The sequence below is a fragment of the Sneathiella limimaris genome, assembly GCF_012932565.1.
Taxonomy (GTDB): Bacteria; Pseudomonadota; Alphaproteobacteria; order Sneathiellales; family Sneathiellaceae; genus Sneathiella; species Sneathiella limimaris.
In genome coordinates this window covers 469,432-496,386 of sequence record NZ_JABBYJ010000001.1, presented here as the reverse complement: position 1 = coordinate 496,386, position 26,955 = coordinate 469,432, and the positions used below count along the sequence as shown (strand labels likewise).

The 26,955-nt window shown below is 46.1% G+C and carries 22 protein-coding genes; 11 read left to right on the top strand and 11 right to left on the bottom strand.

What is annotated here, in order from left to right:
* Nucleotides 1-55: 55 nt before the first annotated feature.
* The gene (locus tag HH301_RS02290) at nucleotides 56-730 is read right to left on the bottom strand and encodes a hypothetical protein (RefSeq protein WP_169566459.1); all 675 of its coding nucleotides are present in this window, start codon (nucleotides 728-730) and stop codon (nucleotides 56-58) included.
* Between the two features lie 375 nt (nucleotides 731-1,105).
* On the opposite strand from HH301_RS02290, the gene HH301_RS02285 reads away from it, so the two are divergent.
* Entirely contained in the window at nucleotides 1,106-2,479 is a 1,374-nt protein-coding gene (locus HH301_RS02285; RefSeq protein ID WP_169566458.1) for an ATP-binding protein, read from the top strand.
* A 223-nt stretch (nucleotides 2,480-2,702) separates the two neighbouring features.
* Nucleotides 2,703-2,906 carry a hypothetical protein gene (locus HH301_RS02280; protein ID WP_169566457.1) on the top strand — a complete coding sequence of 68 codons (204 nt, stop codon included), beginning with the start codon at nucleotides 2,703-2,705 and terminating at the stop codon, nucleotides 2,904-2,906.
* A gap of 341 nt (nucleotides 2,907-3,247) precedes the next feature.
* On the opposite strand, the gene HH301_RS02275 is transcribed toward HH301_RS02280, so the two are convergent.
* Complete coding sequence (locus tag HH301_RS02275; protein ID WP_169566456.1) at nucleotides 3,248-3,607, bottom strand: MbcA/ParS/Xre antitoxin family protein; 360 nt, start codon at nucleotides 3,605-3,607, stop codon at nucleotides 3,248-3,250.
* Between the two features lie 349 nt (nucleotides 3,608-3,956).
* Nucleotides 3,957-4,910 carry an AraC-like ligand-binding domain-containing protein gene (locus HH301_RS02270; protein WP_169566455.1) on the bottom strand — a complete coding sequence of 318 codons (954 nt, stop codon included), beginning with the start codon at nucleotides 4,908-4,910 and terminating at the stop codon, nucleotides 3,957-3,959.
* A gap of 221 nt (nucleotides 4,911-5,131) precedes the next feature.
* Here HH301_RS02270 and HH301_RS02265 point away from each other — a divergent pair, with 221 nt between their 5' ends.
* The 6 genes from HH301_RS02265 to HH301_RS02240 all read left to right on the top strand — a co-directional run bounded on the left by HH301_RS02265 (nucleotide 5,132) and on the right by HH301_RS02240 (nucleotide 14,563).
* Nucleotides 5,132-6,127: an ABC transporter permease gene (locus tag HH301_RS02265; RefSeq protein WP_169566454.1), complete on the top strand. Its 996-nt coding sequence runs from the start codon at nucleotides 5,132-5,134 to the stop codon at nucleotides 6,125-6,127.
* Between the two features lie 26 nt (nucleotides 6,128-6,153).
* Nucleotides 6,154-7,149 (top strand): sugar ABC transporter substrate-binding protein, encoded by a 996-nt coding sequence (locus HH301_RS02260; protein WP_169566453.1) that lies wholly within the window; start codon nucleotides 6,154-6,156, stop codon nucleotides 7,147-7,149.
* Between the two features lie 70 nt (nucleotides 7,150-7,219).
* Nucleotides 7,220-9,334, top strand: a complete 2,115-nt coding sequence (locus HH301_RS02255; RefSeq protein ID WP_169566452.1) for an ABC transporter permease — start codon at nucleotides 7,220-7,222, stop codon at nucleotides 9,332-9,334.
* On the top strand, nucleotides 9,331-10,419 hold the full coding sequence (locus tag HH301_RS02250) for an NHL repeat-containing protein (RefSeq protein ID WP_169566451.1): 1,089 nt from the start codon (nucleotides 9,331-9,333) through the stop codon (nucleotides 10,417-10,419). The genes HH301_RS02255 and HH301_RS02250 overlap by 4 nt, the downstream gene beginning before the upstream one ends.
* A complete protein-coding gene (locus tag HH301_RS02245) occupies nucleotides 10,416-11,912 on the top strand; it encodes a sugar ABC transporter ATP-binding protein (RefSeq protein ID WP_169566450.1) in 1,497 nt (498 codons plus the stop codon). Before HH301_RS02250 ends, HH301_RS02245 begins: the two co-directional genes overlap by 4 nt.
* Nucleotides 11,912-14,563 (top strand): AMP-binding protein, encoded by a 2,652-nt coding sequence (locus HH301_RS02240; RefSeq protein WP_169566449.1) that lies wholly within the window; start codon nucleotides 11,912-11,914, stop codon nucleotides 14,561-14,563. Before HH301_RS02245 ends, HH301_RS02240 begins: the two co-directional genes overlap by 1 nt.
* Nucleotides 14,564-15,387: 824 nt before the next feature.
* On the opposite strand, the gene HH301_RS02235 is transcribed toward HH301_RS02240, so the two are convergent.
* From HH301_RS02235 to HH301_RS02210, 6 genes are all read right to left on the bottom strand, one after another.
* A complete protein-coding gene (locus HH301_RS02235) occupies nucleotides 15,388-16,140 on the bottom strand; it encodes a DUF3750 domain-containing protein (RefSeq protein WP_206378131.1) in 753 nt (250 codons plus the stop codon).
* Between the two features lie 547 nt (nucleotides 16,141-16,687).
* Complete coding sequence (locus tag HH301_RS02230) at nucleotides 16,688-17,974, bottom strand: TRAP transporter large permease (RefSeq protein ID WP_169566447.1); 1,287 nt, start codon at nucleotides 17,972-17,974, stop codon at nucleotides 16,688-16,690.
* Nucleotides 17,971-18,504: a TRAP transporter small permease gene (locus tag HH301_RS02225; RefSeq protein ID WP_169566446.1), complete on the bottom strand. Its 534-nt coding sequence runs from the start codon at nucleotides 18,502-18,504 to the stop codon at nucleotides 17,971-17,973. The genes HH301_RS02230 and HH301_RS02225 overlap by 4 nt, the downstream gene beginning before the upstream one ends.
* A 15-nt stretch (nucleotides 18,505-18,519) precedes the next feature.
* Complete coding sequence (gene dctP / locus HH301_RS02220; protein ID WP_169566445.1) at nucleotides 18,520-19,518, bottom strand: TRAP transporter substrate-binding protein DctP; 999 nt, start codon at nucleotides 19,516-19,518, stop codon at nucleotides 18,520-18,522.
* Between the two features lie 22 nt (nucleotides 19,519-19,540).
* Complete coding sequence (locus HH301_RS02215; RefSeq protein WP_169566444.1) at nucleotides 19,541-20,488, bottom strand: hydroxymethylglutaryl-CoA lyase; 948 nt, start codon at nucleotides 20,486-20,488, stop codon at nucleotides 19,541-19,543.
* The gene (locus tag HH301_RS02210) at nucleotides 20,485-21,633 is read right to left on the bottom strand and encodes a CaiB/BaiF CoA transferase family protein (protein ID WP_169566443.1); all 1,149 of its coding nucleotides are present in this window, start codon (nucleotides 21,631-21,633) and stop codon (nucleotides 20,485-20,487) included. The genes HH301_RS02215 and HH301_RS02210 overlap by 4 nt, the downstream gene beginning before the upstream one ends.
* 113 nt (nucleotides 21,634-21,746) lie before the next feature.
* Here HH301_RS02210 and HH301_RS02205 point away from each other — a divergent pair, with 113 nt between their 5' ends.
* The 3 genes from HH301_RS02205 (at nucleotide 21,747) to HH301_RS02195 (ending at nucleotide 25,001) form a co-directional block, all read left to right on the top strand.
* Nucleotides 21,747-22,670 (top strand): LysR family transcriptional regulator, encoded by a 924-nt coding sequence (locus tag HH301_RS02205; protein ID WP_169566442.1) that lies wholly within the window; start codon nucleotides 21,747-21,749, stop codon nucleotides 22,668-22,670.
* Between the two features lie 613 nt (nucleotides 22,671-23,283).
* Complete coding sequence (locus tag HH301_RS02200) at nucleotides 23,284-24,315, top strand: amidoligase family protein (protein WP_169566441.1); 1,032 nt, start codon at nucleotides 23,284-23,286, stop codon at nucleotides 24,313-24,315.
* The gene (locus HH301_RS02195) at nucleotides 24,288-25,001 is read left to right on the top strand and encodes a gamma-glutamyl-gamma-aminobutyrate hydrolase family protein (protein WP_169566440.1); all 714 of its coding nucleotides are present in this window, start codon (nucleotides 24,288-24,290) and stop codon (nucleotides 24,999-25,001) included. The genes HH301_RS02200 and HH301_RS02195 overlap by 28 nt, the downstream gene beginning before the upstream one ends.
* Before the next feature lie 162 nt (nucleotides 25,002-25,163).
* Here the strand turns inward: HH301_RS02195 and HH301_RS02190 are convergent, their stop codons facing one another.
* Both HH301_RS02190 and HH301_RS02185 read right to left on the bottom strand, forming a co-directional pair.
* A complete protein-coding gene (locus tag HH301_RS02190; RefSeq protein WP_169566439.1) occupies nucleotides 25,164-25,373 on the bottom strand; it encodes a cold-shock protein in 210 nt (69 codons plus the stop codon).
* A gap of 44 nt (nucleotides 25,374-25,417) precedes the next feature.
* A complete protein-coding gene (locus HH301_RS02185) occupies nucleotides 25,418-26,821 on the bottom strand; it encodes a DEAD/DEAH box helicase (protein ID WP_169566438.1) in 1,404 nt (467 codons plus the stop codon).
* Nucleotides 26,822-26,955: the final 134 nt, after the last annotated feature.

The window sequence follows — 26,955 nt, the reverse complement described above, 5'->3', positions numbered from 1 at the left end:
TGCCGCGAACCACTCCTTCGACTGGCCGCAGGTCGTTGGGGGAATGGTAGACTAATCATTCTCTTATCGCCCGCTTTTTGATGAGCCCGAATGCGAGTAGCGCTGAAGCGAATAGAGGCAGGGCCGCCGGCAAAGGAACAGAAGAGATCGTATCAATAACAAAGAATTGTTCTCGGCCACCTGAATTTATCGGCATAACAAGCGTAAAATAGATTTTGTCGCTATCGTTTAAGCCTTCCAAAGAAAACTCTGAGAAACGCCAGTCAGAGAAACCATTACCTGCATTAGTTTCCGTTAAAGCCGCTCCGTTCTGGTCTGAGAACTCAAACAGTATAGGACCTCCGACGAGGTTCATGGAAAAATAGCTCAAGGTTTGGTCGCCGTCGCCTTTTGCAACATTTACATCGACACCAATATCAAACAAGTCCCCGGTCAAATAGTCTCGAAAATCAGAAACCAAATACTCAGGTGACTCAATAGGCGAAGGTATTCCGTATGAGCTTGGGTTTCCTATTGTTGGTAGATCCGTCCACCCTGGAAAAATTTCTGGATTTGAACCGCAAGACGGCTCTCCTATGACACATGGTCCTTGGTCGTTTTGCTGGATACCCGGGGCGGTTTCAGCTGTTAAGGTGAGAAGCGTGGCGGCGTTAGCAGGAGCAACAATAAATGTTATCAGAATTACAGAGAGTATGATCTGCAGGATTATATTCAATCTTAGTAAAGCCATCTTGATACTCCACGACATGTATGAGTCTCAAAAAACAGACATAAATTTTATATTCTAACTAGTGAAATATTAGCACATTTTTCATATAAGGTAACTAAACTTTAATATTTTGGGGTCCGGGTGCCTTTTAAATTAGTGGGGCGTGTATTGGAACGAATCCTTGAGTTTAAAATCCAGCCAATTTTTGGGAAGAGATCTGCTTGAAAGGAACAATGTAGAGTTTGTCACAGAGAGCCATTGGCTCAGGAGTAGCTTAATCAAGGGTCCTGAATTGAAGCTGTAGGTTTATAAAATTATCGCCGACTTGTTGTTTTCTATATACTTTTAAGCATATTCTTATGCAAATGTTCCGGAGTTCTTGACAGAGAAAATGAAATGAAACTCAGCTTTGCGGCAAAGGTTGCGCTTTTATACCTCTTGATTTCTCTCATCTGGATTTTTGGATCCGACCGAGCCGTAGAGGTCCTCCTTCACGACTACAAAGACATCGCTCAGAACTTCAAGGGTTCATTTTTTGTTCTGGCAACGGCTGGTATCATCTACTTCTTAATTAGACGTTTTGAAATAAGAACAAACAGAGACAAGGACCTCCTGCTGCAGAAAGAGAAAGAACTGGAGCTTGCTCAGTCAATCTCCAAGGCAGGTCATTGGCGGACTAATCTAAATGAAGACAGTCAAGAGGATCGCGTTCATTTTTCACAGTCCATCTTAAAATTGTTGAATTTTTCTCCGAATACCAAGGGATATACGCCTCAATCCGTATTTGATTTAATGGGGTCTGAGGATCTGGAGAATTTCCAATCTATTCAGCAGGCGGCCATTCTAAGTCGAGCGGAGAAACCTTATGAAGTTACGCTCACTCTTGATACCGGCAAGAAAATATGGGTGGCGGGTAAAATTGTCCCTAACGTCGATGGAGAGGGAAGTGTTTCTACTCTGTTTGGTGTGGCGCAGGATGTAACAGAACAGCGCCTGATGGAAGATAAACTTCGCCAATCTCAAAAGATGGAAGCTTTTGGTCAGTTAACAAGTGGAGCGGCACATGACTTCAACAATTTGTTGGCCATCATTCAAGGAAATGCGGAACTCCTTTCAGAAAAAGACGAGTTTGAGGACGGTCAAAATCGTCGCATGCTGGATACAATCCTGATGGCGACAGAAAAGGGGGCAAAATTAACGCGGAGTATGTTGACCTTTGCCCGTCGACAAAAATTAGAGCCAACAATTACCGCTCTAGAGGAGGAAATTAAGAATACAGTTTCCATCTTGCGGCGAACTATTGATGAAACGATTGAGTTAAGAACTGACATTGAACCGAACACTGGCCATTGCAAGGTTGACCGGGTGATGCTTGAAAATGCACTCATTAACATGGTGGTCAATGCGCGAGATGCAATGCCATATGGGGGTTCTGTTACTTTGGGTCTTAGACGGTATGAGGCTACTGAACCTGAAAGTCTACTTATGGAAGAGTTGTCTCCTGGCTCATATTTGGAGCTGTCAATCTCTGATACTGGGTCAGGTATGAGCCCCGAGACGGTCAAGAAGGTCTTTGAGCCGTTCTTCACGACCAAGGAGGCCGGAAAAGGGACGGGATTGGGTTTAAGTATGGTGTATGGGTTTGTGAAAGAATCTCAAGGCCACATAGATATTAATTCTGAATTGGGTAAGGGGACGACAATTAAGCTATATCTTCCAAATATAGAGCAGTCTGAAAATCAAGTTTCCAATGTTGTATCAATGCGTTGATCTTCTTCAATCAACAGGCAGTTTATATATTAAATTTTACGAAAATAAAATTTGTTGCAACTGAAACATTCCTAAAGTAGAAACTTTTTCACATTTTGAGGGGCGCTGAAAATACCTCTTGTTTGGCCTTGCGTTTTAATAAGGAAAAGCGAGAGTTTTTATTTGTATTGAGTAGTGAAGGATCTCGAAACTTAACAAGAGTTTCTTGATTAAGGTGCCGTAAATGAAGAAGCCTGCTGTTTTTATCAAATCGGAATCCAGTGTGTTTGCTTTTGATGACTTGTGTATCGTTAAAGAGCGTTGGAACAGAGTCATGGAACTCGCCCAAAAGGAAGAAATCTCTGAAATATTTGTGGATGGTCAGACAATGATCGAGTCAAATCGGATGTTGACCTATGGACTGGTTGGTTGCTTTCAGAAGACTTGAGAGAGACTGGTATTTCACTGCATTTAGTTAATGTTGAGAGTGCTCTCCAACAGTTATTGCAGTTCATTATTGGCCATTACTTTAAGGATATCTCTGTCACCATAAACCAGGCAAATCAAGAGCAATTTAGTTTTGTTCACTGTCCGTAGTTCATTTTGATTACTGTCTAGCTCTATTTACCGCTACAAAATTTTATCTTTCAAATGTTCTTCAGTTATGGAACTGCGGTGAGCGTTGAGTATCTGCTTAGGGCCCTGGCTATTTCTGACTGGTCTTCAACAACGCGCCATAAGAGACCAGTAAGGGTCTCGGGATGAGCCTGGCTCAGAACCTCTTTCCACTCAGACCTTTCCACGCATGCCGTCCAGGTAAATGAGGACGCTATTCAGTCCCTGCACGGTCTTTACGAGCTCTCTTGGAACACCGTTTAGATGTTTGTTGCGTGTCCCAAACCAGTGCTTCATGTTTTTGGGATCTCCGCCGACCAGCGTATGCAGGGCGCGATAGCAGCGGACAAAGAGAAGAGCCAATTCCCCTGCCTTGGTTGCAGGGTCAATGCCGCGATTGATGGCTGTCCGATCCCGTCCAATGATCTTGGCCAGTTCCTCAAGCGGGATCCCCAGATTAGAGGCGGCATTCTTGGCGGCTTTGGCCAGGATTACTTTATCATCCGTGTCTATCGCCTGCTGCTGTAGTGTCATAACACCGCCCTCATATAAAAAGATGCTTTGGCTACAATGTTATCGAATATGATGTAATTGCATCATTATATTTAAAGCATGTACCCGTTTCCGTCAAGGATTGGAGTTCTTCGGATATGGTGGGTAGACAGGCTGCTCTTTAAAAATTATCTATTTTGATTATTTGATTTTGGTCTAATCAAGATCATAGCCTGAAGACTGCAGGTTCAAATCCTGCCCCCGCATCCAAAACGTTAAAGAAAATATATGCTATTACAGTAGCTTAACACTGAAATTTATACCACCCGCAACCAACACTAATTGCTTTCCTTAAAATCAAATTGAAGACAGTAAGGTTACTTAGTTTAAGTTATTTCGCAGACCTAGAGGGCTTCAAGACATCTCTTGGAGACATCCCAAATTTGCGTTTAAACAGGGTGCTGAAATGTGCCGAGCTATTGAAACCAAAATCAAAAGCGGTAGAGGTGATGGATCTTGTGCCGTCACTTGCGAGCACGTCATAACATAGTTCAAGTCGTCGGTTCCATATCCACTCAGAAACGCTCATTTCATTTTGCTGAAAGAGAAGATGTAGATAGCGCAATGATATGTTATTTGCACGCGCCACTCGCTCAAGTGACAAATTGGGCTCAGATATATGAGCTTCGATCCAGTTCATAATAGATCGAAGGCGAGCTTGTTGGATGGAGCTTTCCGCTTCTGGAGCGTCTGCTCCTTGCGACATCAGTGAGAAAGCGAGGACATCCAGAAGCTGGTTGCCGAGAAGATGGCGCTGTTCGCTCTTTAAGCGTTCATCTTCTTTGGCGAGCATAGTACAGAATTCTGTAGCTATTCTTCCTAAGCCTAGAGTGGTGTTGATGGTTTGAGAAACTGGTATTTGGTCTTTTGGGAAGCGCTCTGCAAATTTATCTCGCGGAATTTCAAGATAGTAGGAATGAACTTCACCAACACATTCAAGCTCATAAGGTTCAGTCGCGTCAAAAATCGCTCCTCTTGCTGTGTTGGAAATGCATGTTTTCCCTTTCTGGAGTACATTTACATTACCGCGGTGAAGAAGTTGAACATAGAAGCATTCTTTATCTAGACGAGCGATATGTTGCTTGTTTCGGTGTATGCGTTGTTCAGAGATAAGGATATCCGTTAAGACGATATCTCCAAACTCAGCTTCTCTTATAAATCCGCGATAATCTTCAGGGTGCGTAGCTTTGACTTCAACATTTACGTAGGACTCGCAAATGGCGTCCCGCCAAGCGTTATATCGATTTGCACGTGCCAAATCCTTCGTCGAAAAAACGACATTCATAGGCTCCTCCCATACCATTTTTTTTGATCTTTTTTACGGGCGTTAGCCGCTTTTCCGTGTGATCAATTTGTAATGGTTTATGAATTATATCTCATGTGGGGTGTTTCTCGCAAGTCGCCTGTAGATTGCACGCTCAGACAAGTTTTCTACATTCTCAGGCAAGAACCGACCTGCTGAAACGATTAGATTTTGTTTCCGGCCATTTGCAATGGGGGAACAGAATGCTGGGAGGAAAAAAGGGGTTGCCGCTGAGTTGGCAGCTAAGTCAGGAGCAGATCGTCTTTGGATTGGCAGTCTTCCTTTGTGTTGGCTTCGCAGTTGGATTGGAAGGCTTTTTAACAACCAGTAATCTTCTGAACCTGATCCGGAGTGTGTCAATTCTTGGTATTCTCGGCGTTGCCATGGGGCTTGTTGTTATCGGGCGGGGAATAGACCTTTCGTTGGTGGCGGTAATGGCTGTTTCAGTCGCCTGGGCTTTGCAACTAACCGCAGATGGAATGCCACTTTACCAGTCAATACTGCTTGGACTTGTGTTCTGTCTTATTGTTGGGATGATCAATGGGATCCTAGTTGCCTATGTTGAGATACCCGCGATATTTGCAACCTTGGCAATGGGGACACTCATCTATGGTTTTGGTCGTTATTTCCTGTTGAAATTAGACGTTGTCTACATGCCGGATGGACTGCCTTATCTCACTTGGATTGGCCAAGGAACACTTTTGGGTATTCCCGTTCCTATTTATTTATTCGCTGTCGTCTGCCTGATAGCGTTTCTGTTTCTGCAATACACCAAATCAGGCCGGTATCTAAGGGCTGTCGGCGACAACCAGTTGGCGGCTCGAATTACAGGTGTGCCTGTACGGCCCATGATTGTTTTCCAATATATGATTTCGTCCTTGATTGGCTTTGTCGCAGGCATCGTTACAGCTGCCTCTGTGGCGAGCATGAATACACGTGTCGCAAATTCCACCTTTGTATATGACGTTATTCTTGTCGTGGTGCTCGGAGGAATAGGCCTGTCTGGAGGGCGCGGCAGGGTTCGAAATGTCATTGTTGGGACGTTGCTCATTGGAATTTTGCTCAACGGTATGACGATCATGGACCTTCAATACACAGTACAAAATGTGATCAAGGGCATCATTCTTCTGCTGGCCATTGTGATCGACACAATTCTCAATCCGCGCGATGAGCAGACTGCTCAACAAGGTGACATCTAAACATATATTTTTTTTGGGAGGAAAATATGCGTAAATTCAAGTCTATATTACTGACACTTGCCTTAGCAATTGGTGTTAGCTCGGTATCAGCACAAGGTCTGGATGATCCGACAAGGGCACCATACTATGAAGCGTTTAAGGGGAAGACGGTGGCCTATGTTCCGGTTGCCATGGGCTTTGACTTGACGGAGGGTTGGGCCGCAGGTCTCCGTCAGGCGCTTGAGCCATTAGGCGTAAAGTTTGAAGTTCGAGACCCGAACTGGAGTACAGATGTCGGGGCACAGGCTCTAACCTCTTTGATTACTGAAAAACCGGATGTGATTGTCGTCCATAACCCAGATGTTCAATCTTATGCCCGGCTTCTCAAAAAGGCTGAAAATGCCGGCATCTATGTGGTTCAGGTCAACATGCGATCCAGTTACTCGACTGATGCTTTTGTCGGGGTCGATTACGTGGGCTTAGGAGAAAAGATAGCTCAAAGATTGGTCGATAAATGTTCCCCGAAAAATGGGGGAAATGGAAAAATTGCCGTAACTCAAGGTGTTTTGACTGCGGCAGCCAGTGTGTATCAGATGCAGGGCATTACCAGAGTTTTAGAAAAGCATCCTGATATGAAGCTTGTTTCAAACCAGGCCGCGGATTGGGATGGCACAAAGGCCAAGAATATTGCAGCCACCGTATTACAACAACATCCTGACCTGTGTGGTATTGCGGGTTTCTGGGACGTGATGGATGTGGGAACTGGGGCTGCTATCAAAGAGTCTGGGAAGAATGTTTATTTAATCACACAGGGTGGCGGAAATCAGGCTGCCTGTGACGGTTTGTCCAACGGTACCTATTCCGAGGTCGTTGTCTATAATGTTCCTGGCCAGGCACGTGATATGGCAAATATGATCAAGCAGTATTTACAGTTGAAACAGGAGCCAGGCTCCATGAAGACAACTTTATTCACGCAGCTTGAATTTCTAACCAAAGAAAATATGAAGCCTGGTTCCTGCTGGAGTTTGCCGTCAAACGGCTGATCCATCTCCTCTGGGCACGGGCTGAGTTACTGGCCCGTGCCGCGTTTTCTTGTGGATAAAGGTAATCATTATGAATTTAGCCGACACTATTACGCGTTGGCGTTATCGACTTGTGCCCGATCATCTGCTAGGTGAAATCCTAACTAAAAACTGGGTCGATAATGTCATTCCCCTGTTTTTCCTTATTGCCGTGATCGCGGTCTTCGGGTCAGCTATTCCGGATTTCTTCAGTGCGTCTCAATTGATAAATCTGACCCGGCAATGGGGTGAATTCAGCTTACTGGTACTGGCACTGACCATTGTCATAGTTGCAGGCGGTATTGATCTGAGTGTTGGCTCCACATTTGCATTGGGGAATATAGTTGCTCTTGCTCTGCTGAATGTTGCGGGTTGGTCCATGCCAGCGGTAGTTGTTGGAACGCTTGCCGCTGGAGCATTCGTTGGGCTGATCAACGGATTTCTTGTTGGTTACTTGAGGCTTCGGGCATTTCTGACGACGCTTGTAACATTGATCATTGTGCGTGCAATCGTAGATATGCTGCTGCTGAAATACTCAGTCAAAATCGCTGGATCCTTTATCGACTCAGATCCTTGGTATTTTCTGGGAGAAGGATCAATTGCCTCAATCCCGTTCAGTGTTGTTGTGACACTTCTTGTGGCTCTCATAATTCATATCGTTCTTAGCCGTTCCCGCATTGGTTGGCATATTCTAGCAATTGGTGGATCTCGTAAATCTGCTCATAATGTCGGTATATCAGTGCGCAAAGTTGTTTGTTCCACTTATATCGTATCTGGGATGTTGAGTTCTCTCGCTGGTTTGCTCTTCGCATCCCGTCTAGGTGGTGCAGGAGCAGATACTGGACTGGGGCTAGAAATCATGGCCCTTACTGCGGCAGTAGTCGGCGGCAATAGCCTAGGTGGCGGTCGGGGATCGGCAGCTAAGGCGATCCTTGGGTCCATAACCGTTATGTTAATGGTAAATGGCCTTGTGCGCCTTGGGGTCACGAGTGGTGCAAACTCCCTTCTGCTCGGTATGGTTCTACTGTTAGCCGTTGCCATCGATGTAAGGTGGCTGAAAAATCGCCATAAACTCTTGTCCAATATTTATGTTTCGCCGACTTTTGCAAATTTACCTCTAGCTCCCAGCACACAGGCGCCTTCGCCATATGCGGTGAATGATCGGCTAAGACCTGTTGAGCAAATTGGGTTAGGTGAGATTGATGGTCCAGAAGATGTCATTCTGGACGACAACGACAATATTTATACCGGTAATCGGACAGGCGATATCATTCGCTTTCTAGCTCCTGATTATTCTGAGCAAGAGGTTTATGCACATATTGGAGGACGTCCGCTGGGCCTCGCCTTTGCATCCGATGGATCACTTCTTTGCTGTATTGGGGGAATGGGTCTTTATCGCGTCGCAAAGGATCGAACAATTGAGAAGCTGACAGATGAGACTAATCGGTCTTTGTTCTCCATTATTGATGATTCCCGTTTGCGCCTTGCTGATGATCTCGATGTTGCACCGGATGGAAAGATTTTCTTTAGCGAAGCGACCGTTCGATATGAAATGCACGAATGGCCGGTTGATAGTCTTGAATCTCGTGGGAATGGCAGGATCATTTGTTATGATCCTAAGGATAAATCTACCCATACCGTCTTAAAGAACCTAGTTTTCCCTAACGGGATTTGCATGTCCCATGATGGTCAGTCGTTTTTATTTGCTGAAACATGGGCCTGTCGGATCTCACGGTACTATTTTGCTGGACCAAAGACAGGGACCGTTGAACCTGTTATCCCGAATTTGCCTGGATATCCAGATAACATTAACAGAGCATCTGATGGCACCTATTGGCTGGCATTGGTTGGAATGCGGACACCTTCTGTTGATTTGGCGTTGAAGATGCCAGGTTTCAGAAGGCGGATGGCGCGTCGAATTGCGCCAGACGAATGGCTTTATCCCAATATTAATACAGGCTGTGTCGTCCGTTTTGATGACGAGGGAAGAATACTGGAAACTCTATGGGATCAAGGTGGAGAAAATCATCCCATGATCACTTCGATGCGCGAGCATAAGGGGCATCTTTATATTGGCGGCATTAACAACAATCGAATTGGAAAACTAAAGCTTGAGAATACTGATCCAGAATGGACCGGTCTTAAGTCATACAGGGGGCGCGAATGAGAACCAAGTTATTTCAGTTGTGGGATAATTTGCTTGGTCACGGTGAAGCAGCTGTGACGGTTCCCCCTCTCGATGGAGCATTGCAGCCAAATCATCAGCTTGATGAGACGTCTTCTCGCTATCCGTTAGTTGATGTTGATAGTTTGGTGACCTTGGGAAATGAGTTGTATGCGTCCTCTGGTAAAGAAATTTTCAAATTTCAAAGCAATAGAGGTTGGCATAGATATAAACAATTTTATGCGGATATCGCGAGTATCGCGGCAACGAACGACGGTGGGTTGGTTGTCGCTTTGGTGACTGGTGAAGTTTATATCGAAGGCGGGAATTTTGATGGCTCAAGTTACCAGCTCGGAGAAAAGTATAATTGCATAACTGCAGTGGTCGTCTCTGAGACAGATATATTTGTTGCACATGGCTCTGAAGATAACGCTTTTGATGAATGGCAACGGGATTTGTTGGAGCGCAGGGCATCCGGAAGTATTTGGCGCATAAATAAACTTTCGGGAGAAAAAACTCTTTTGGCGAATAAACTGGCCTACCCCGCAGGTTTAATTGTTGAAGAAGACGCCCTGGTTTTCTCAGAAGCATGGCGGCATCGGCTTGTTCGGGTAAGCCTTAAGGACCCTGAGTTCCATGAAATCCTTTATTCGGACTTACCTGGATATCCAGGCAGACTGGCTCATGCAAATGATGGGTATTGGTTGGCTGTTTTCGCACCACGGTCGCAGCTTGTTGAGTATGTACTCCGGGAAAAAAAATATCGGAGCCGAATGATGTCCGAAATTTCCCCCTCATGTTGGATTGCGCCAAAATTGCGATCCGGGCAGCATTTTTATGAACCTTTGCAAGGCGGTGGCGTTAAGCAGTTGGGGGTCCTGAAACCTTGGGCGCCAACAATGTCTTTCGGCCTCTGCGTCAGACTAAACAGTAATTTTCAACCGATCTATGCATTTCACAGTCGCGCCGATGGGCATACCCACGGGGTTACAGACATGGTGGAAATAAGTGGCAACCTATATGTGGCTGCTCGTGGAGATGATGTTGTTGTTTCAATTTCTCATCAGGAATTTGGAGGTGAAGGATGACCCCAATACTTGAACTCAAGAATGGCACAAAGGAATATAGGGGAATTCCCGCAGTAAAAGAGGTTACCTTTACGCTTCTTAAAGGCGAAGTGCATGCTCTTCTCGGAGAAAATGGGGCGGGTAAATCGACACTAACCAAAATGTTGGCTGGTGTTGTTGAGCCAACCAGTGGTCAGGTGCTTATGGATGGTCAAGAGTTGACTTTAAAATCACCGTCACAAGCGCTCGATATGGGCATTGCCATGGTTTATCAAGAAACCAGCTTGGTGCCTTCCTTAACGGTAGCTCAGAATTTATACCTTACAGATAAAAAGCATTTCCACAGGCTTCGTGGAGCCTACATCGCAGGTCAGCAATTTCTGCAATCTTTGAATTTCCATGTTGATCCGACAGCGCAGGTAACCACGCTCGGCGCTGGACAAAAGCAAATGGTCGAGATCGCAAGGGCTGTTCATAATAATGCTAAAGTGATTATTTTTGATGAGCCGACTTCTACTCTGACTCCAGAAGAGAAATATCAGTTCTTCCAGTTGGTTGAGCGGCTAAAGAAGCAAGGCGTTTCAATTGTATTTATTTCTCATGCACTGGAAGAGGCTTTGCAAATTTCTGATCGCATCACCGTTATGCGTGACGGTCAGCATGTCATTACTGATGAGACTTCAAATTTCGATAGAGATAGCATAATCCAGGCAATGGTCGGTCGGTCTCTCACATCTGAGTTGCATGGCTCAAATAGCAAGCGTGCCTCTCGTCCTCCAGGAGAAAAGGTCATCAGTGTTCAGAACTTATCTATGCAGAATATTGTGCGGAACTCGTCGTTTTCTGTATTTGCAGGTCAGGTCACGGGTATGTTCGGGTTAATCGGTTCTGGCCGCACAGAAATGGCAAAAATCATAGCTGGCGTATTTAAACGAAACTTCTTTCATGGTGGACAGGTTCGTCTAAATGGTCGTTCTGTCCGGTATCGGGTCCCGCGTCCCGCTGTCCGTGATGGTATAATCTATGTGACTGAGGACAGGAAGATCGAAGGATTTTTTGAGACGATGTCGATCTCAGAAAATATCTATATGGGGGCTTTGGCGGGGAAACAGACAAAGGCCAAGCTCGTCAATATGCGCGAGATGAAAGAAATCGCCAAAACCTGGACCGAAGCTCTGAATGTTAAAGCCATAAATGGCGATGCCCGTGTTATTGAACTGTCCGGTGGCAATCAACAGAAGGTGGTCATTGCTAAGGCTTTGGTTCAGAAGCCAAAATTTATTATTTTTGACGAACCCACCCGAGGCGTGGATGTGGGTGCAATTGTTGAAATCCACCAGTTGATTGAGCGGTTAGCTGAAGAGGGAATTGCTGTCCTTGTTATATCCTCGTATTTGCCAGAAATACTTCAGTTATCTGATCGTGTTTTAGTCTGCAGGCAGGGGCGTGTCGTCGAAGAGTTTGACAGATCGAAAGCGAATGAAGAAACGATTATGTATGCGGCGGTGCACTGATGGAACGCAAACTGAAAACAACGCGGCCGGTTAAAACCGTCAGAACAATAGAAGATATTCGATCGCTGGAGGACCAGCCTTATGATGGACTGGTAACCGCTCATAACCTATTTGATCTTCTCGTGGCAACTGCCAAGGACGTCGGAAATTCCAAAGCGGTTACAGTATTGAACTCAGCAGATCCGTCCGATGTTGGGGGATCTTGGACGCATCGGGAATTGCTGGCTGAAGTGACAAGGTCAGCCAACATGTTTAAAGGATTAGCTGGTCCGAATAGTCAGCCTGTTGTTGCCTTTTTAGCACCGACACTTCCGTATCTGCCTCTCTTACTATTGGGAGCTCAGGTTGCCGGGGTTGCAAGCTCGATTAATTATTTGCTGAATAAGGAAACCATTTTCGAATTGTTGAACGCTGAGGGTGCAACAATTCTTGTAATTCCCGCGCAATCCCTGGATGACATGTGCTGGTCGAAAGCGGCAGGCGCGTTTGAAGAAGTTCCAACACTTCAAAATATCATTGTGATTGGCGATAAGTCAGAGCTGGGTTCTGAATATCTAAATTTTGTGGATGCTGTTCAGAAGCACTCATCAGATATGCTGGAATTTGATCTGACTGCGGATCGAAATACCGTCTGTGCGCTGTTTCATACGGGCGGAACGACAGGAAGACCTAAACTCGTCCAACTGACACATGGTAACCAAATTCACGCGGCCTTTGGATTTGCTCAGGTGTTTGGGTATAACGAAAATGACGTAGTTATTAATGGGTTCCCCTTTTTCCATGTTGGCGGCACCATGACCGTTGGATTGTCTGTTTTGGCTGCGGGTGGCCATATTATCGTACCCTCTCCTTACGGCTTGCGTTCACCTGCAGCCATCCAAAATTACTGGAAAATAGTTGACCATTTTAAGGTGACTGTTGTCGGAGGTGTGCCAACTTCCATCGGCTCGATAACAAACTCCTGGACTAACGATTTTGATACGTCTTCAGTAAGGATGGCGGTAACAGGTGGGGCAGTCCTTCCTGAAGAGGTGGGCCGCCGTTTTGAGCAGACAACTGGAATTCAACTGTTTGAAACTTATGGAATGACGGAGACTGCTGCCGCGATTGCCTTCAATCCAGGATATGGGGAGCCTGTATCAGGAAGTGTAGGGTTTCGGGCACCCTTTTCAGAAACTCGTATCGTTAAGCCAACTTCTTTCGGGATGGAAATGTGCAAGGCGGAAGAAAGTGGGTTGGTTCAGGTTCGCGGACCGCAAGTTTTTCCAGGATATCTGGAAGTTGAACATAATGAGGGAACATTGGATCCTGAAGGATGGCTGACGACTGGCGATGTTGGATATATGAGCCGGGATCAACGACTTTTCCTGACAGGACGCGAAAAAGACCTCATTGTGAGAAGTGGTCACAACATTGATCCTGCAGCTATTGAGAATGTCGCAAATCGTTTTGAGAATGTGGAGATTTCAGCTGCTGTTGGTATGCCTGACCAGTATGCGGGTGAAGTGCCGGCTTTGTTTGTTGTTGAAAAGTCCGGCGCGAAGATCGATCTGGCAGCTTTGCAGAAATATCTTGAGATAAATGTTCATGAAGGGCCCGCTCGCCCAAGAATAATTGAAATTATTGAGGAACTTCCAACCACAGCGGTTGGTAAAATCTTTAAACCCGCTTTACGGGAATTAGCGGTCAAGAAAAAGGTTGAAATGGAACTCCTGGAGCTTGGCGGGACAGATATTGAGGCTAAAATAACGGTTGGCGTTGACCATCAACTTAAAACTGTTGTCGAGGTCGAGTTGCGAAATGGACAGCCAGATCTAGCTTCGGCGCTGGAAACTGCACTTAAACCTCTTCCGCAAACGTATCGCATTAAGAACTCAGATCCTGTCAAATTGTCAGTAGATGGCCATATCGCTGTGCTGAAACTGAACAGGCCTGAAAACTTTAATGCGGTTTCTCAAGATCTGATGCGCTGCCTTAAAAAGCATCTGGTGGTTATTGCGGATATGACAGACTTGAGGGCCGTCATAATAACAGGTGAGGGCAAGGCGTTCTGTGCGGGAGGAGATTTACTTGAATTTGAAGAAGCGCTCCAATCAGACAAGCAAACTCTTATTGATTACCTGCGATATAATCAGGAGGTCCTTCAAATGGTTGAGGATCTTCCCATTCCCGTGATTGGAGCCATAAATGGGGTGGCCGTGGCCGGCGGATTGGAGCTGCTTTTATGTTGCGATATTCTGATCGCTGCAGAAGGGGCGCAAGTTGGAGATGGTCACACCAAATACGGCATCGTGCCGGCTGGCGGGGCAACAGTTCGTCTGATGGAAAAATTGTCACCCGGTCATGCCGCACAGCTTTTTTATACGGCTCAGCTGGAGCCGGTTGAAACGTTACAGCAATGGGGACTGATAAGTGAGATAGTGCCTGGCGAGAAACTGATGGATAAGGCCAGAGATATTGCCATACAAATCTGTAAATGTAGTCCGGAAGCGATCAGACACACAAAAGCATTGATATATCCCAAAAATCGAAATGATGATCGAAGAGCTCGAATGGAGAGAGAGCTTGAGCATTTTTTTGAACATGCGGATGGTAAGGATTTGGCTCATGGCTTAGCGATGTTCCGTTCCAAACAGGCAATCCTTTATTAGGCCAATTTGCGTTTGTTCATTCTTTTTACTAGTAAGTCTTTAAGAAAGATCCTTGGACTAGGGTGTACAATATAGGACTGTGCTAAAATGAACTGTTAATTCCGATCCTATTTTTGAAGCCAGGAATTAACGGCTGAAAAAATTATCCTTGTAAAGAGATGCACCTGGAGGTAAGCCCACGTGCAAGGACATAATCCACGCCAAAATTAGACCATGGAAAACAGCAAATAAAGATGGTTGCGAGCCCCCGCAACCAATACGTCAAAACCTCCTAATCAGCGGGTTTTTGTTTTAAATAATTTGGGTATCTGTTTGAAGTTACAGATAGAGAGGAGTTTAATAGCTAAAGTGACGCTTTTGTATGCAGTGATTTTTAGACAATTAATCCCTCAAAATGGGTAAAATTGGGCCATTTTCCGATTTTTAGACGTTCTAACCTATTGAAATTATTGATATCCATGTGCATTCGTAATGCGTAGGTCGTAGGTTCAAATCCTATCAGCGGCACCATAAAATCAATGACCTAGCCGGCAGCATACATGTTTTGCTGATGAAAATTCAGGTGGTTTTACCCTTTCAGAGCATTACAAACGCATCTTCGGAAGGGACTGGAAATCTGCCGGGACGGGGGCTGCTCATCAGTCGGTTATATGGATATAGCGTGATACCCCTCCTAAGGTTTTATGCCTGGTACCGATCTGTGCCCTTCGCTGGCTTTGCGGGTTGGACCGCCATGCCTGATTAGGGCCTGTTGGCATGAGTCTTGTGCTTGTCCCTGGGAATTCTTCTAATTTTTTCTGGAAGTGAGAAACGAGGCATCGCCATCACTGGATCAAAGAAACCCTACCAAAGCCCGGCATTTTGAGGGTCAGATCATTGAAATCAAACCCGGCTGTGAGTCCTAGCATATGAAATTCTAATCCTTCTTCTGCGGCAAAGGTTAATCCCCCATATCCGCGCAGGGAAAACTGATATCCGGTCCCACTGATGGCTGGCCCAAGGATATTGCCGCCCACAAGGTAATCTTTTCCAATAGCGGTGGGCGGTAAATCCAGTTTTAGTTCAGGAATTTCACGCCCGATATAGGCGATAAAGCTGTTTGAATTTGGGCCCGGCCACACCGTATAGGCATTTTTATAAGGATATGAAGCTACCACTTTTGGCAATTTCCGGATAATATCTTCCGCTGTTTTTCCCCGAATATCCTGAATGACATAAGGGCGGTTTCCAGCCCAATAATTATCTGGAATATTTTTTCGAATGGTTAAATGGGGGGATCTCCATCCGATCACCTCATATCGGATATATTCATTTGCCCCGGCTGGTTTTGCGGAAATCCAGGTATGAATGGCAAAACTGCCGCGCCACCCCCAGGTGCGTGCCCCCAAAACCTGCACAACAGCATCCGAGACAGTTTGTGGATCTGGTGATTGAAAAGTCCGATCATAGCGAGCCCGTGACCAATGGGCCCACTGTTCCCCATAGGTGCTGGCATAGGAAATAATTTGCGGCGCGATGAAAGGCAAAAGCGCAATTATAGTCACCAGAAACAGTCTTTTGATAATTCGAAACATCATCTTACCTCTTTTATATAAGAGATGAGGAAAACATGAAACTCCGTCAAGAGCAGGGCATAAACATGAAAATGTTCTGATAAAAAAAGCCCTGTGATTCCTACAGAGCTCTTCTGGGGCAAAAATGCTTGTCTTTATGCGGCTTTCTTGTTCCCCTTCTGTGCAATAGGAGCTGCTGGGGAATAGAGTGTGATGCTCGCAAAAAAGCTATTAAAGAAAGACTGTTAGAAGAACTCTTTCAATTTGCACTAGCAGCTCGGGATGCAATTGATTACGTCGAGGTGTCCACGCGTTTGACATATGAAGAATTTGAAAAAATGTGAGAGAGGGGGGCTTTATGGGGGTAGCGGCTCCCTCAAATTCGGCCGCTAGTCGGTCGACTAGTGTTACTGTGGCTCAAATTATGTTCCTGAGGGGATATGTTCGATTGAATAAGAAATAAAACTACAGCAAGCCTTTATATTAGGCTTGCTGTATGGGTTAAAAATTTAGAAAGCTCCCCGATTTTAGGTACGTTAAATAGTTGAAATTACAACTGCATACCTTCTAGTTAGCGCCCATATCCTGCAACTTCTGGAAGCCAGGTGGCGAGTGATGGAAAGACCAGTGTAATGGTAAGACCGATGATCATCAGCACCACATAGGGCAAAGCGCCGCGAATAACTTCAGCGAGCGGTGCATCAGCAATTCCCTTGATCACAAAGAGGTTCATTCCAACAGGCGGGGTGATCAATGCCAGCTCCAGATTGATCATCAGAAGAATGCCATACCAGATCAGATCAATATCAAACTGGACTAGAGCGGGTAAGATGATTGGAGTGGTAATAAGGATAATGGAAATGGTTTCCATAAACATGCCTAGCACAAAAATCACTGCCATCACCACCAGAATAAAAGCCATCGGTGAAAGTCCAAGAGTGAGTACATTTTCAACTAGCTCAATTGGCAATCGAATAATGGTTACCGCATGACCAAAAAGCGCTGCTGCTGCCAGGATCATAAACAGCATTGCTGTGGTCCGAACTGTTTCAAATGCTGTTTCATACAGCTCTCTAAATCCAAAATTTCTGTATACCAAGGCACCAACTAATAATGCATAGATACAGCCGATAGATGCAGCCTCTGAGGCTGTGAAAATTCCAAAATAGATGCCGCCTAGCACGATCGGGGGCATCATGAGTGCCCAGAAGGAACGGCGCATGGCAGCTGTACATTCTTTCCAACCCACCCAATTATTATCGCGGATATTTTTATTGGAATAAGCCTGCCACACACACCAAATTGCAAAAATCAGGGCCATCAGAATACCTGGGATCAGGCCGGCAAGAAACAGTGCCCCAATGGAGGTTTCCGTGACGATGGCATAGAGGATTAGGGGACCAGAAGGTGGAATCAAAATTCCAAGTGTGCCGCCAGCCGCAATCACACCATAGGATTCATGCGGGCGATAGCCAAACTTCTTCATCTGCGGTATGGCGCTTGAGCCGATTGTTAGTGCAGTTGCGACAGATGAACCCGAAATCGCTGCGAAAATAGTGCATGATAGAACCGTGGCAACGCCCAGCCCGCCCTTTAAATGACCAACCATGGCATTTGCAGCTTCGTAGAGATCATCCACAACTTTCGACTTGATCATTACATGCGCCATAAAAGCAAACATTGGAATGGCAGTTAGCAAGCCATTGTCCAATTTACCAAAAACTGTATCGGCAGCACTGGAGATGCTGCCTTCAGTCACCAGCATGATAATGATGGATGTCAGACCTAAGCCCACAAAGATTGGGATCCCTGTCAGCAAAAGAATAATTAGCAGGGCTAAAATCAGAAGCGTCGTCATGTCCGCCTCCCATTCAGTACCACATCGATAAATTTAAGTGATGCGATGAGTAGGCATAGAGCTGACCCGACGACCATAGTCGATTGAGGGATCCACAATGGTGCCTCCAGATAGCCATCCGAGAAAACACCAAAATCAATAGAGAACATAACACTGTTCCAGGCACTCAGCATGATTACGCCCGCAACGAATGCAGTTGCCAGATAGTACCAGAGGTCCAGTATATACCTGTTACGGCCTTTGGCTTTGGTCGACAGGAGATCAACGCTGATATGATCGCCGCGACGAAGGGCTTCAGCCATTCCCAACATGACAATCGCCACGACCAGGAAACCGGAAAGCTCATCTGTCCAAGTTAGTGGAGTGCCCAATACATACCTTTGGAAGACACTGTACCCTGTCATGAAGAGTGTAAAAATTACCAGGCAGGCGGCAATAATCGCAGCTACAAAAGACAAATATCCTGCAAGGCGAGACGCAAGAGAGGAGGTGCCAGGCACCTCCTCCAGTAGTCCGGAATCACGGTTCATTCCCGCTAATCCTCTTTAAAGTTTGTTGATCAGCTCAAGCAGTTTTTTGCCGTCATCGCCAGTTGCTTCACCGAAAGATTTATCAAACGCAGGGCTCATGATCCCTTTCAGAACGTCAATCTCTGCATCGGTCGCAATATGGACTTTCATGCCTTTTTCCGCAAGTTGCTCTGGTGCGTTGGACGCAGACTCTTCGGATGCTTCAATGGCCCATTTAGCTGCTTTAACACCAGCCTCATCTACAGCCGCTTTACCCTTATCAGTAAGACCATCATACCATTTCGGATTAACGTATCCGTGGAAGTAGATGCTGAACAGTGGCAGGACAGTGACATGATCTTGAACTTCAAAATACTTACGCGAAACAGCAGCAGAAACATCTGTTAGGCCCGCGTCGATTACGCCTGTGGAAAGCGCTTGATATACTTTGCTGCCTGACATGGCTGATGGAACTGCACCCATGGCAATAAATCCAGCATCAGGTACAGGGCCAAGTCCCCGAATTTTTACCCCTTCAAAATCAGAGGGTTTGATCAGCGGTGACCCCTTGGACGTAATTGCTGTGCTTCGGGTTGTGAACAGCCAGACAGCGTTTTTAACCCCTTTGGTGAGAAGTTTTTCTTCAAGGAATTTTGCGGCTTCTGAACCTTCCCATTTCTGCAAGGCGTCAAGGCTACTAACAGCAAACGGGCCTAAAGTCACGTTCATGATTGGCAGAGTTTTACCCCACTGTGGGTTAATCGAGAATGCGCAATCAATGTCACCTTTGGCAACGGCAATTGCATTCTGTTTGGCAGGTGTAAGGCTGTTTGCGCCAAAGATCTGCACATCGATCTCACCGCCTGACAAGGTTTCGATTTCAGCTGCCCAGCGATCAATAACCTTCGCGATATGGTGTGCAGGTGGTAGTTGGTGACTGCAGCGCATTTCGGTGGCGGCGGTCGCTGCTGTAGTTGTGGACATAACGCCTGTTAGGGCGCCAAGACCAACGGCAAATGCCAATAGCTTTTTCATGTTTCTCTCCCTCAAAAATTTATTATTCCTCGCCGATTTGTGTGAGACGGGGTAATCCTGCTTTCGCGATGGAACCATACAATGCCTCTTCAGGCATAGACCTCTGGATGACATCGCGCACCCCCAGAAGGTCTTCAATCTGGATCCCGGTATCAATGCCTTCTTTCTGGCAGAGATAAACAAGATCTTCGAATACGATATTTCCCGTAGCGTTCGGTGCAAAGGGACAGCCGCCAAGTCCTGCCATGGCCCCATCAATGATCGTGGCGCCGTTCTGCATGGCGGTGATGGCGTTGGCAAGGCCAAGGCCACGAGTATCATGTAAATGAATACCAAAAACCTGATCGGGGAAGGTTTCAGAAAAGGCACGGCATAGGGCCGCGACCTCGCTTGGGCCAGCATAGCCTACCGTATCCGCAAGACTGACCACATCAACGCCCACATCAAAGCAGCGTCTTGCAAGTTCTAAGACTTTTTCTGGATCAACTTGGCCACTGATGGAACATCCAAATGCCATGGCAATTCCAACTGAAACAATTGGCGGCTGCTCTGCATTTGCAGCCAATTCAACCAGATATTCTATCTCGGTGATCGCTTGATCCTGGCTTCGATTAATGTTGGCTTTGCTATGGGCCTCGCTCGCAGAAAGGACGGCGGTAACCTCTGCAACATTGCTGCGAACAGCGGCTTCGGCTCCTTTGCGATTTAATGCAAGGGCAGATCCATGTGTGCCTTTAAGGGTTTTCAAAAAGGCAATCAGGTCCAGAATGTCTGCAAACTGCGGATATCGATGAGTGGGAAGAAACGATCCTAATTCAAAGCAGCGTACTCCCGCATTATATTCCCGCTGGATCCAGGCTAGTTTTTCAGAAGTTGTAGGGTGTTGCTTTACCATCTGCAAACCATCCCTAAGACCAACCTCACGAAGTATGACTTTGCCAGTGGGATATATTTCCGACAGTTGTGTCATGGCAGTTTCTCAGACTGTTCAAGTTGAGCCAGAATGTCTTCGTTATCCGCACCCAGAATTGGCACATCAAGGTTATCACCTAAGTGATGCCCATCCAATTCAAGTGGCAGAACGGGAGACCGGAAAGTTCCACCTTCCGGGTGGTGGGAGGTCACGAGGCCACCAGGACGCAGAACATGTGGATCGTCAAATAAGTCTTCCGGTGCATTGATCCGGGCGAAAGGAAGAGAAAGTGCTTCCAGTTTTGTCAGAAGATCAGAGGACGAAAACGGTGCCAGTTTCTTGCGGATTAGCGGAATAGTCCAATTGCGAGCTTCAATCCGATCAGTTGCAGTTTTGAGATTGGCATCTTCCAACAGTTCCGGCAGATCAAAGCTTTTACAGAAAATGTTCCAGTGTCCCTCGGTGACAACACCGATAAAGACTTTTTCACCATCACTAGTATCGAAGATATCATAGACAGGCCAAGCATGTGTTCTTTGCGGCATCGGGGTTGATGGAACACCTGTTAGATCAAACTGCACCATATGCTGGGCCACCATAAACAGCGCATTTTCAAATAGTCCAATCCGGATATTTTTACCCTTGCCAGTTTTTTCACGCTCCCAAAGAGCGGCTATAATCCCAATAACCCCAAACATACCTCCCATAATATCATTGGCGGAGGAGCCAACCCGAAGGGGTTTTTCGCGTGAGCCTGTCATCATTGCAAGGCCAGACATCATTTGAACCACTTCATCAAGGGCAGGGCGGGCTTCGTAAGGACCAGATAAAAATCCTTTATGGCCTGCAATAATCAAGCTTGGGAATTCTGTTTGCAGGCTGTCTGCATCCAAAGCCTGTTTTTCCAGGGTTTGATCCCGGAAGTTTTCAAGAAACACATCCGCAGTCCCGATTAGCTTGTGAAGTGTTTTAAGATCGTCTTCCTTTTTCAGATCAAGTGTGACGCTTTTTTTGCCGCGATTGAACAGGGGAAAGAAGGAGGTTCCCATGCCTCGCAAGTCCCGTGTTTTATCACCAGTGGGAGGCTCAACCTTGATAACCTCAGCGCCCAATTGCACAAGAATCATACCGCAAGCCGGACCCATAACCATATGGCTCATCTCAATTACACGGATACCTTCAAGCGGAAGCGGATCTGTCATTAACACACCAGTCAGAGTTTTATTATTTTATAGGTTGATACTGTATTGCCTCAAATGCCATCTTAAAAATATAATCTTTTGAATGCTGCATTCTAAAATTTAGATGGAAAAGTATGAATCTTCGTCAAATGGCCTGTTATCAGGCAATATTTGAACTCAAAAATCTGTCTCACGCCGCTTCAAGGCTGAATTTGGCCCAGTCTGCGATCAGCCACCATCTTGCCAATTTGGAAGAGGAACTGGGTGTTCCCTTGTTCATTCGCAAGCCTCGAGGGATGGAGCCAACTGCGGCCGGCATTAAGTTATATGAGCATGTGAAATCGATTTTGCGGGCTGTCCAACTGGCAGAACAGGATGTTCGAAATGAAAGCGAGGAAATCAGTGGGGATATAGCGATTGGTCTACCTCATTCTGTGATGCGGGCTATCGGGCTTTCCCTTATGCAATCAGTTCTTCGGGATTTCCCGAAAGTTCGTCTATCTGTTGTGGAGAGTCTATCGGGTGGTACCTTTGCTAATCTTCTATCTTCTGAGGTGGATTTGGCGTTGTTTTATAACCCCCAAAGTGATGAACGGATTTCAATGCGCGCCCTCTTGCAAGAGGAGGTTCTTTGCGTCGGAAAAAGAGAGATCATAGGCAATAGTGACAAGCCCCTTGCGTTTGATGAGCTAGCAAACCTACCGGTTCTTTTGTTACGTGAAGGATTATCGACACGGGCTGTCGTTGATCGGCCAGGGTTATTGAATAAGCTGGAGGCGAGGATCCCACTGCAGCTCAATTCGATTAACGGTATTATGACTGGCTTAAAGGCTGGTCTTGGTTGCACCCTTGCGCCGCAGGTATTTGTGGCTGAAGATCTTGAAAAAGGTGAATTGCATTCTCGTAAACTTGTGGGACCGACACCGACGCGCCGGCTTTATTTTGGCAATCTGAAAGAACGACCCTCCACACGACTGATGGAAGCAATGACTGAATTAATCCTTCACTTGATTTTTGAAGAGGTGGATTCTGGTCGGTGGTCGGCGCAGATTGTCTGAATTTACTAGGTTTTTTTTAGAGTCTCCATGTATGGCAGTCTGGATCTTGTTTGACATTCAGGTGGCGCGGATGATGTCTGAGTGGCTACTCCTTGGCGTGAACACCAAGGAGTAACTTGTGGGGGGATCCCCTTGGGTCTTACTGATTAGATAAATGAGATATGGAGCGAAGAAGAGAATACCGAACGGTGGAGTGCAGATGCCAAGGAAGATGCCGTTTCGGGAGTAGCCACTGCGCCAAACCATCCAGATACCAGACAGCACTAAATAGGCGGTAAAGTCGATAATGAATTGCCCTTGCCAATTCATTGCAAATATTGGGCTGATATTGTTCGGGCAGGCGCTCAATAATATCGCAATATTAATGCGTGCGGTTTTGAAGCGCGGTTGTTTGCGGTTTTTCTCATCAAGATGATTTTAGAGTCGATGTAACTCTGTTGTGTTTCTGATAGTCTAACCACACCGCTAAATCATGGCATTTTTCTTTAAAAGAGATTGGCTTATCGCTAACTCGTTTGCCACATTGTTTATGTGGCGCTTTCGGCATAGTGTCGTAGTGACGATAAATACCTTAGTATTTATAGCTAAGCACTTGATTTGGAGAAAAGCGATAGTGACCGAAAAGAAAGAAAACATACTTACGCCTCCAATTGACCGGAATACCGCTGGCAAAATTCGCTGCGTGGGTATTGAGATCGAGTTTGCTGAAGTATCCTCAAAGCAAGCCGCAGAATTGATACAAATTTGTTTTGGCGGCAATGTGGAGGCAAGTAACTCATCGTTTGTGTTTTCTGTGAGCGATACGCGGTGGGGTGATTTTCGCGTTGAGCTTGATACGCGTTTTGCCCACCCTGAAAGAGATTTTGGCGATGTTCTAGAAGACAGCGGTTTGCCAGTAAGTGATGAGGGGCTGCGTGAAGTACACAAAGTTGACGCTCAAGTCCGTGAGTGGATTGGCAAAGCATCATCTAGCGTGGTCCCTACCGAAATTGTCTCGCCACCGATACCTTGGAATGAATTGGGTGACCTAGATGAGCTTATTGAAGGTTTGCGTGCGCGTGGCGCTAAGGGAACAGATGACAGCCCCGTATATGGTTTTGGCGTTCATCTAAATCCCGAAGTTGCAAGTGAGAGTGTCGATCATGTCTTGAGTATCTTAAGGGCGTATATTTTACTATCTGATTGGCTACGTGAACAAATTCAGGTCAACGCGACCCGAAGAATTTTGCCGCACATTGATCCATTTCCCAAAAAATACGCGGTCATGATTTTAGCACGTGATTACGCGCCAGATCTAGAAACCTTGATCACGGATTATTTCTCGATGAATCCAACCCGGAATCGAGAGCTCGATATGTTGCCGCTTTTTAAACATTTAGCGCCAGATACATTGGCGGATTTGACCACTGATGAACGGATCAAGGCACGACCGACCTTACATTACCGACTACCTGATACGCGCCTATCTGATCCGGACTGGACTATCTCTCAAGAATGGAATCGTTGGGTTGTCGTGGAACGTCTTGCCTCAGACAAAGAAAAACTGCGGCGCTTGTCAGATCGCTATCTTGAAACCGCAGACAATCCCGTTTCCGCATGGTTGAAAGAGGTGAGCGTATGGCTCGAAAATCTCGCAAGCCCGTGATTGGGATTACGATATCTAACCATAAAAGCAAAATCATGCGTTTCTTCGACTGGTTGGCGGTATGGCGGGCTGGCGGAAAAGCCGTGTTTTTAGCTCCAGGGCGGGCATACCCGTCAGAATATTTGGACGGTCTGATTATTGGTGGTGGTGACGATATCGGCGCCGAGTTGTATGGCTCTGAAATCAACATGGACGTACGTATCGATCCCGAGCGTGATGCATTGGAAATGGAGTTGCTTCGGTGTATCGCAGATAAAGATGTGCCAGTTCTCGGTATTTGCCGCGGTGCACAAATGATGAATGTATTTTATGGCGGCACTTTATACAGTGATATTCGCGGTATGCCGCGTGAGAAAACAAATATCCGGACCGTCTTGGCTCGTAAAATTGTAACCCTTGAACCGGGTACTAAAGTGCGTGCTGTATTTGGTCTGGAAACGGTGCGTGTAAATAGCCTACACCACCAGGCTGTAGACAAAGTCGGGAATGGGATCACAGTGTCAGGGCATGACCGCGGCGATTTTGTTCAAGCGTTAGAACGTGCAGACAAACGGTTTTTTATCGGGGTACAGTGGCACCCTGAATTGCTCGTCTTTGACACACGCCAGCAGGCGTTATTTCGCCACATGATAGAAGCGGCCCGCGATGGAGAAAAGTTAGATAGCACCTGTTTAGGTGGACCTTAGGCTTGTGGAGAGACCTTTGTTACTTCCACACCGATTTTGGATCCCTTTAAGTGGGTAAAATTAAATTCGTACCGGTTTGACCTACCGAATAACAAAAAAGGCGCACCCCTTCACTTATGCGGAATGCGCCTTCTCAGATACTAAAATAGAGCTGTTAAAGCCTTATCTTACCTGCAGGTTTACTGCAGAAGATTTATTACGAGCTTTATCAACTTCCAAATCAAAACTGATAGAATCTCCCTCGTTCAAGCCGTTCAGGCCTGCCCGTTCAACAGCGCTGATATGTACAAACACATCTGAGCTGCCATCTGTTGGAGCAATAAAGCCATAACCTTTAGTTCCGTTGAACCATTTTACTGTACCATTTGCCATTTTGATCGTTCCTTTAAGTTTGATCTTTACAAGTCACAATTGACTTATCTCTTACCGCTACGATGCGGTTTATTTCGTTTGCCCGAGCCCGCGTTTGCGAGCATACGGTTCAGTCCTGCCATCGAGTCTTTTGAACTTGATGGCGTATCCTTAGATTGAGAGGTTTTTCCAGCAGTTGATTTAAACCGGCGACGGCGGCGTTTCGCGCCATCTTGATCCTTTGATTTTTTAAAACTTGGACCATTTGAGTTTACTTTTTTAACCGCTCCAGCTGGCTTTTCTGCTTCCGTCAAAGGTTGATTAGTACTCTCAAGGCGGGTTCCAATCAGTTTTTCGATATCTTTGAGAAGATCTTGCTCTGCCGGAGCACATAACGAGATGGCCTTGCCGGTCCGTCCTGCGCGAGCTGTTCTCCCAATTCGGTGAACATAGGATTCAGAAACATTTGGGAGTTCATAATTCACCACTAAAGCCACATCGTCTACATCAATACCGCGTGCTGCGATGTCTGTTGCGACAAGAATGGCAATATCTCCATTCCGAAAAGCAGAGAGAGCCCGTTCCCTTTGAGATTGGCTTTTATTGCCATGAATGGCAGCAGCCGATAGTCCGGCGCCTTCCAGATGACGGCTTACTTTATCGGCACCGCGCTTTGTCCGGGTAAACACAATAGATCGGTCTTGCCCCAACAAGATCTCTGTTAATGCGGCTCGTTTTCTTTCCGCCGGGACATGCTGGACTGACTGGACAATTCTCTCGATCGGTTTTGATACGGCTGTCACGGCTATTTCAACCGGATTGGTTTGAAAATCAGTTGCCAGTTTACGAATTTCCCGAGGCATTGTCGCAGACATCATTACCGTTTGTCTTGTTTGTGGTAATTGCCTCATAATTTTTCGGATGGTTGGCATAAATCCTAGATCCAGCATCTGATCTGCCTCATCTAGAACGATTGCACTTGTATGTTTCAGGGAGACTGCATCTGCAGTTATGTGATCCAGTAATCGTCCAGGGGTCGCCACAATGATATCAACCCCTGAAGCAAGAGCCCGAATTTGTGGCTTCGGTTTTACGCCGCCAACAACGACCGCAACAGAAATCTTTGTGAATTTTGCATAATTTTCAATATTTTCTGCAATTTGAGCAGCCAATTCACGAGTTGGCGCCATAATCAAAGCGTGGCATGTCTTTGCCTCTGCCCGGTTCCCATCAACTAAAATTTTCTGGAGCAGCGGCAAAACAAAAGAAGCCGTTTTTCCGGTTCCTGTTTGAGCAATACCTAACACATCATGTCCGGCCAACATGGCTGGAATAACATCTGTTTGAATTGGGGTCGGGTTTGTATAGCCTTCGGCATCGATTGCGCGAAGTAAAGCCTCGTCGAGAGCGAGGTCTGTAAACTTGATCAAGTCGTCACTTTCATACACCTGCAGCTCAGCACATATCATCCGTGCGGCATGAAGGTCTGTTTTATGGAAGCTTGCGTAGGAGAGCTGCCTTGTTAAATTGGATCCAATAGGATCTTTCAGGCAACACTATCAATACGACTAATTGCGAGAATATTGCGCTGTTGGTGATACAT

Excerpts from the sequence above, each read along its gene's own strand:
- HH301_RS02290 (WP_169566459.1), bottom strand. The coding sequence starts at position 730 with ATGGCTTTACTAAGATTGAATATAATCCTGCAGATCATACTCTCTGTA.
- HH301_RS02285 (WP_169566458.1), top strand. The coding sequence starts at position 1,106 with ATGAAACTCAGCTTTGCGGCAAAGGTTGCGCTTTTATACCTCTTGATT.
- HH301_RS02280 (WP_169566457.1), top strand. The coding sequence starts at position 2,703 with ATGAAGAAGCCTGCTGTTTTTATCAAATCGGAATCCAGTGTGTTTGCT.
- HH301_RS02275 (WP_169566456.1), bottom strand. The coding sequence starts at position 3,607 with ATGACACTACAGCAGCAGGCGATAGACACGGATGATAAAGTAATCCTG.
- HH301_RS02270 (WP_169566455.1), bottom strand. The coding sequence starts at position 4,910 with ATGAATGTCGTTTTTTCGACGAAGGATTTGGCACGTGCAAATCGATAT.
- HH301_RS02265 (WP_169566454.1), top strand. The coding sequence starts at position 5,132 with ATGCTGGGAGGAAAAAAGGGGTTGCCGCTGAGTTGGCAGCTAAGTCAG.
- HH301_RS02260 (WP_169566453.1), top strand. The coding sequence starts at position 6,154 with ATGCGTAAATTCAAGTCTATATTACTGACACTTGCCTTAGCAATTGGT.
- HH301_RS02255 (WP_169566452.1), top strand. The coding sequence starts at position 7,220 with ATGAATTTAGCCGACACTATTACGCGTTGGCGTTATCGACTTGTGCCC.
- HH301_RS02250 (WP_169566451.1), top strand. The coding sequence starts at position 9,331 with ATGAGAACCAAGTTATTTCAGTTGTGGGATAATTTGCTTGGTCACGGT.
- HH301_RS02245 (WP_169566450.1), top strand. The coding sequence starts at position 10,416 with ATGACCCCAATACTTGAACTCAAGAATGGCACAAAGGAATATAGGGGA.
- HH301_RS02240 (WP_169566449.1), top strand. The coding sequence starts at position 11,912 with ATGGAACGCAAACTGAAAACAACGCGGCCGGTTAAAACCGTCAGAACA.
- HH301_RS02235 (WP_206378131.1), bottom strand. The coding sequence starts at position 16,140 with ATGATGTTTCGAATTATCAAAAGACTGTTTCTGGTGACTATAATTGCG.
- HH301_RS02230 (WP_169566447.1), bottom strand. The coding sequence starts at position 17,974 with ATGACGACGCTTCTGATTTTAGCCCTGCTAATTATTCTTTTGCTGACA.
- HH301_RS02225 (WP_169566446.1), bottom strand. The coding sequence starts at position 18,504 with ATGAACCGTGATTCCGGACTACTGGAGGAGGTGCCTGGCACCTCCTCT.
- dctP (WP_169566445.1), bottom strand. The coding sequence starts at position 19,518 with ATGAAAAAGCTATTGGCATTTGCCGTTGGTCTTGGCGCCCTAACAGGC.
- HH301_RS02215 (WP_169566444.1), bottom strand. The coding sequence starts at position 20,488 with ATGACACAACTGTCGGAAATATATCCCACTGGCAAAGTCATACTTCGT.
- HH301_RS02210 (WP_169566443.1), bottom strand. The coding sequence starts at position 21,633 with ATGACAGATCCGCTTCCGCTTGAAGGTATCCGTGTAATTGAGATGAGC.
- HH301_RS02205 (WP_169566442.1), top strand. The coding sequence starts at position 21,747 with ATGAATCTTCGTCAAATGGCCTGTTATCAGGCAATATTTGAACTCAAA.
- HH301_RS02195 (WP_169566440.1), top strand. The coding sequence starts at position 24,288 with ATGGCTCGAAAATCTCGCAAGCCCGTGATTGGGATTACGATATCTAAC.
- HH301_RS02190 (WP_169566439.1), bottom strand. The coding sequence starts at position 25,373 with ATGGCAAATGGTACAGTAAAATGGTTCAACGGAACTAAAGGTTATGGC.
- HH301_RS02185 (WP_169566438.1), bottom strand. The coding sequence starts at position 26,821 with ATGATATGTGCTGAGCTGCAGGTGTATGAAAGTGACGACTTGATCAAG.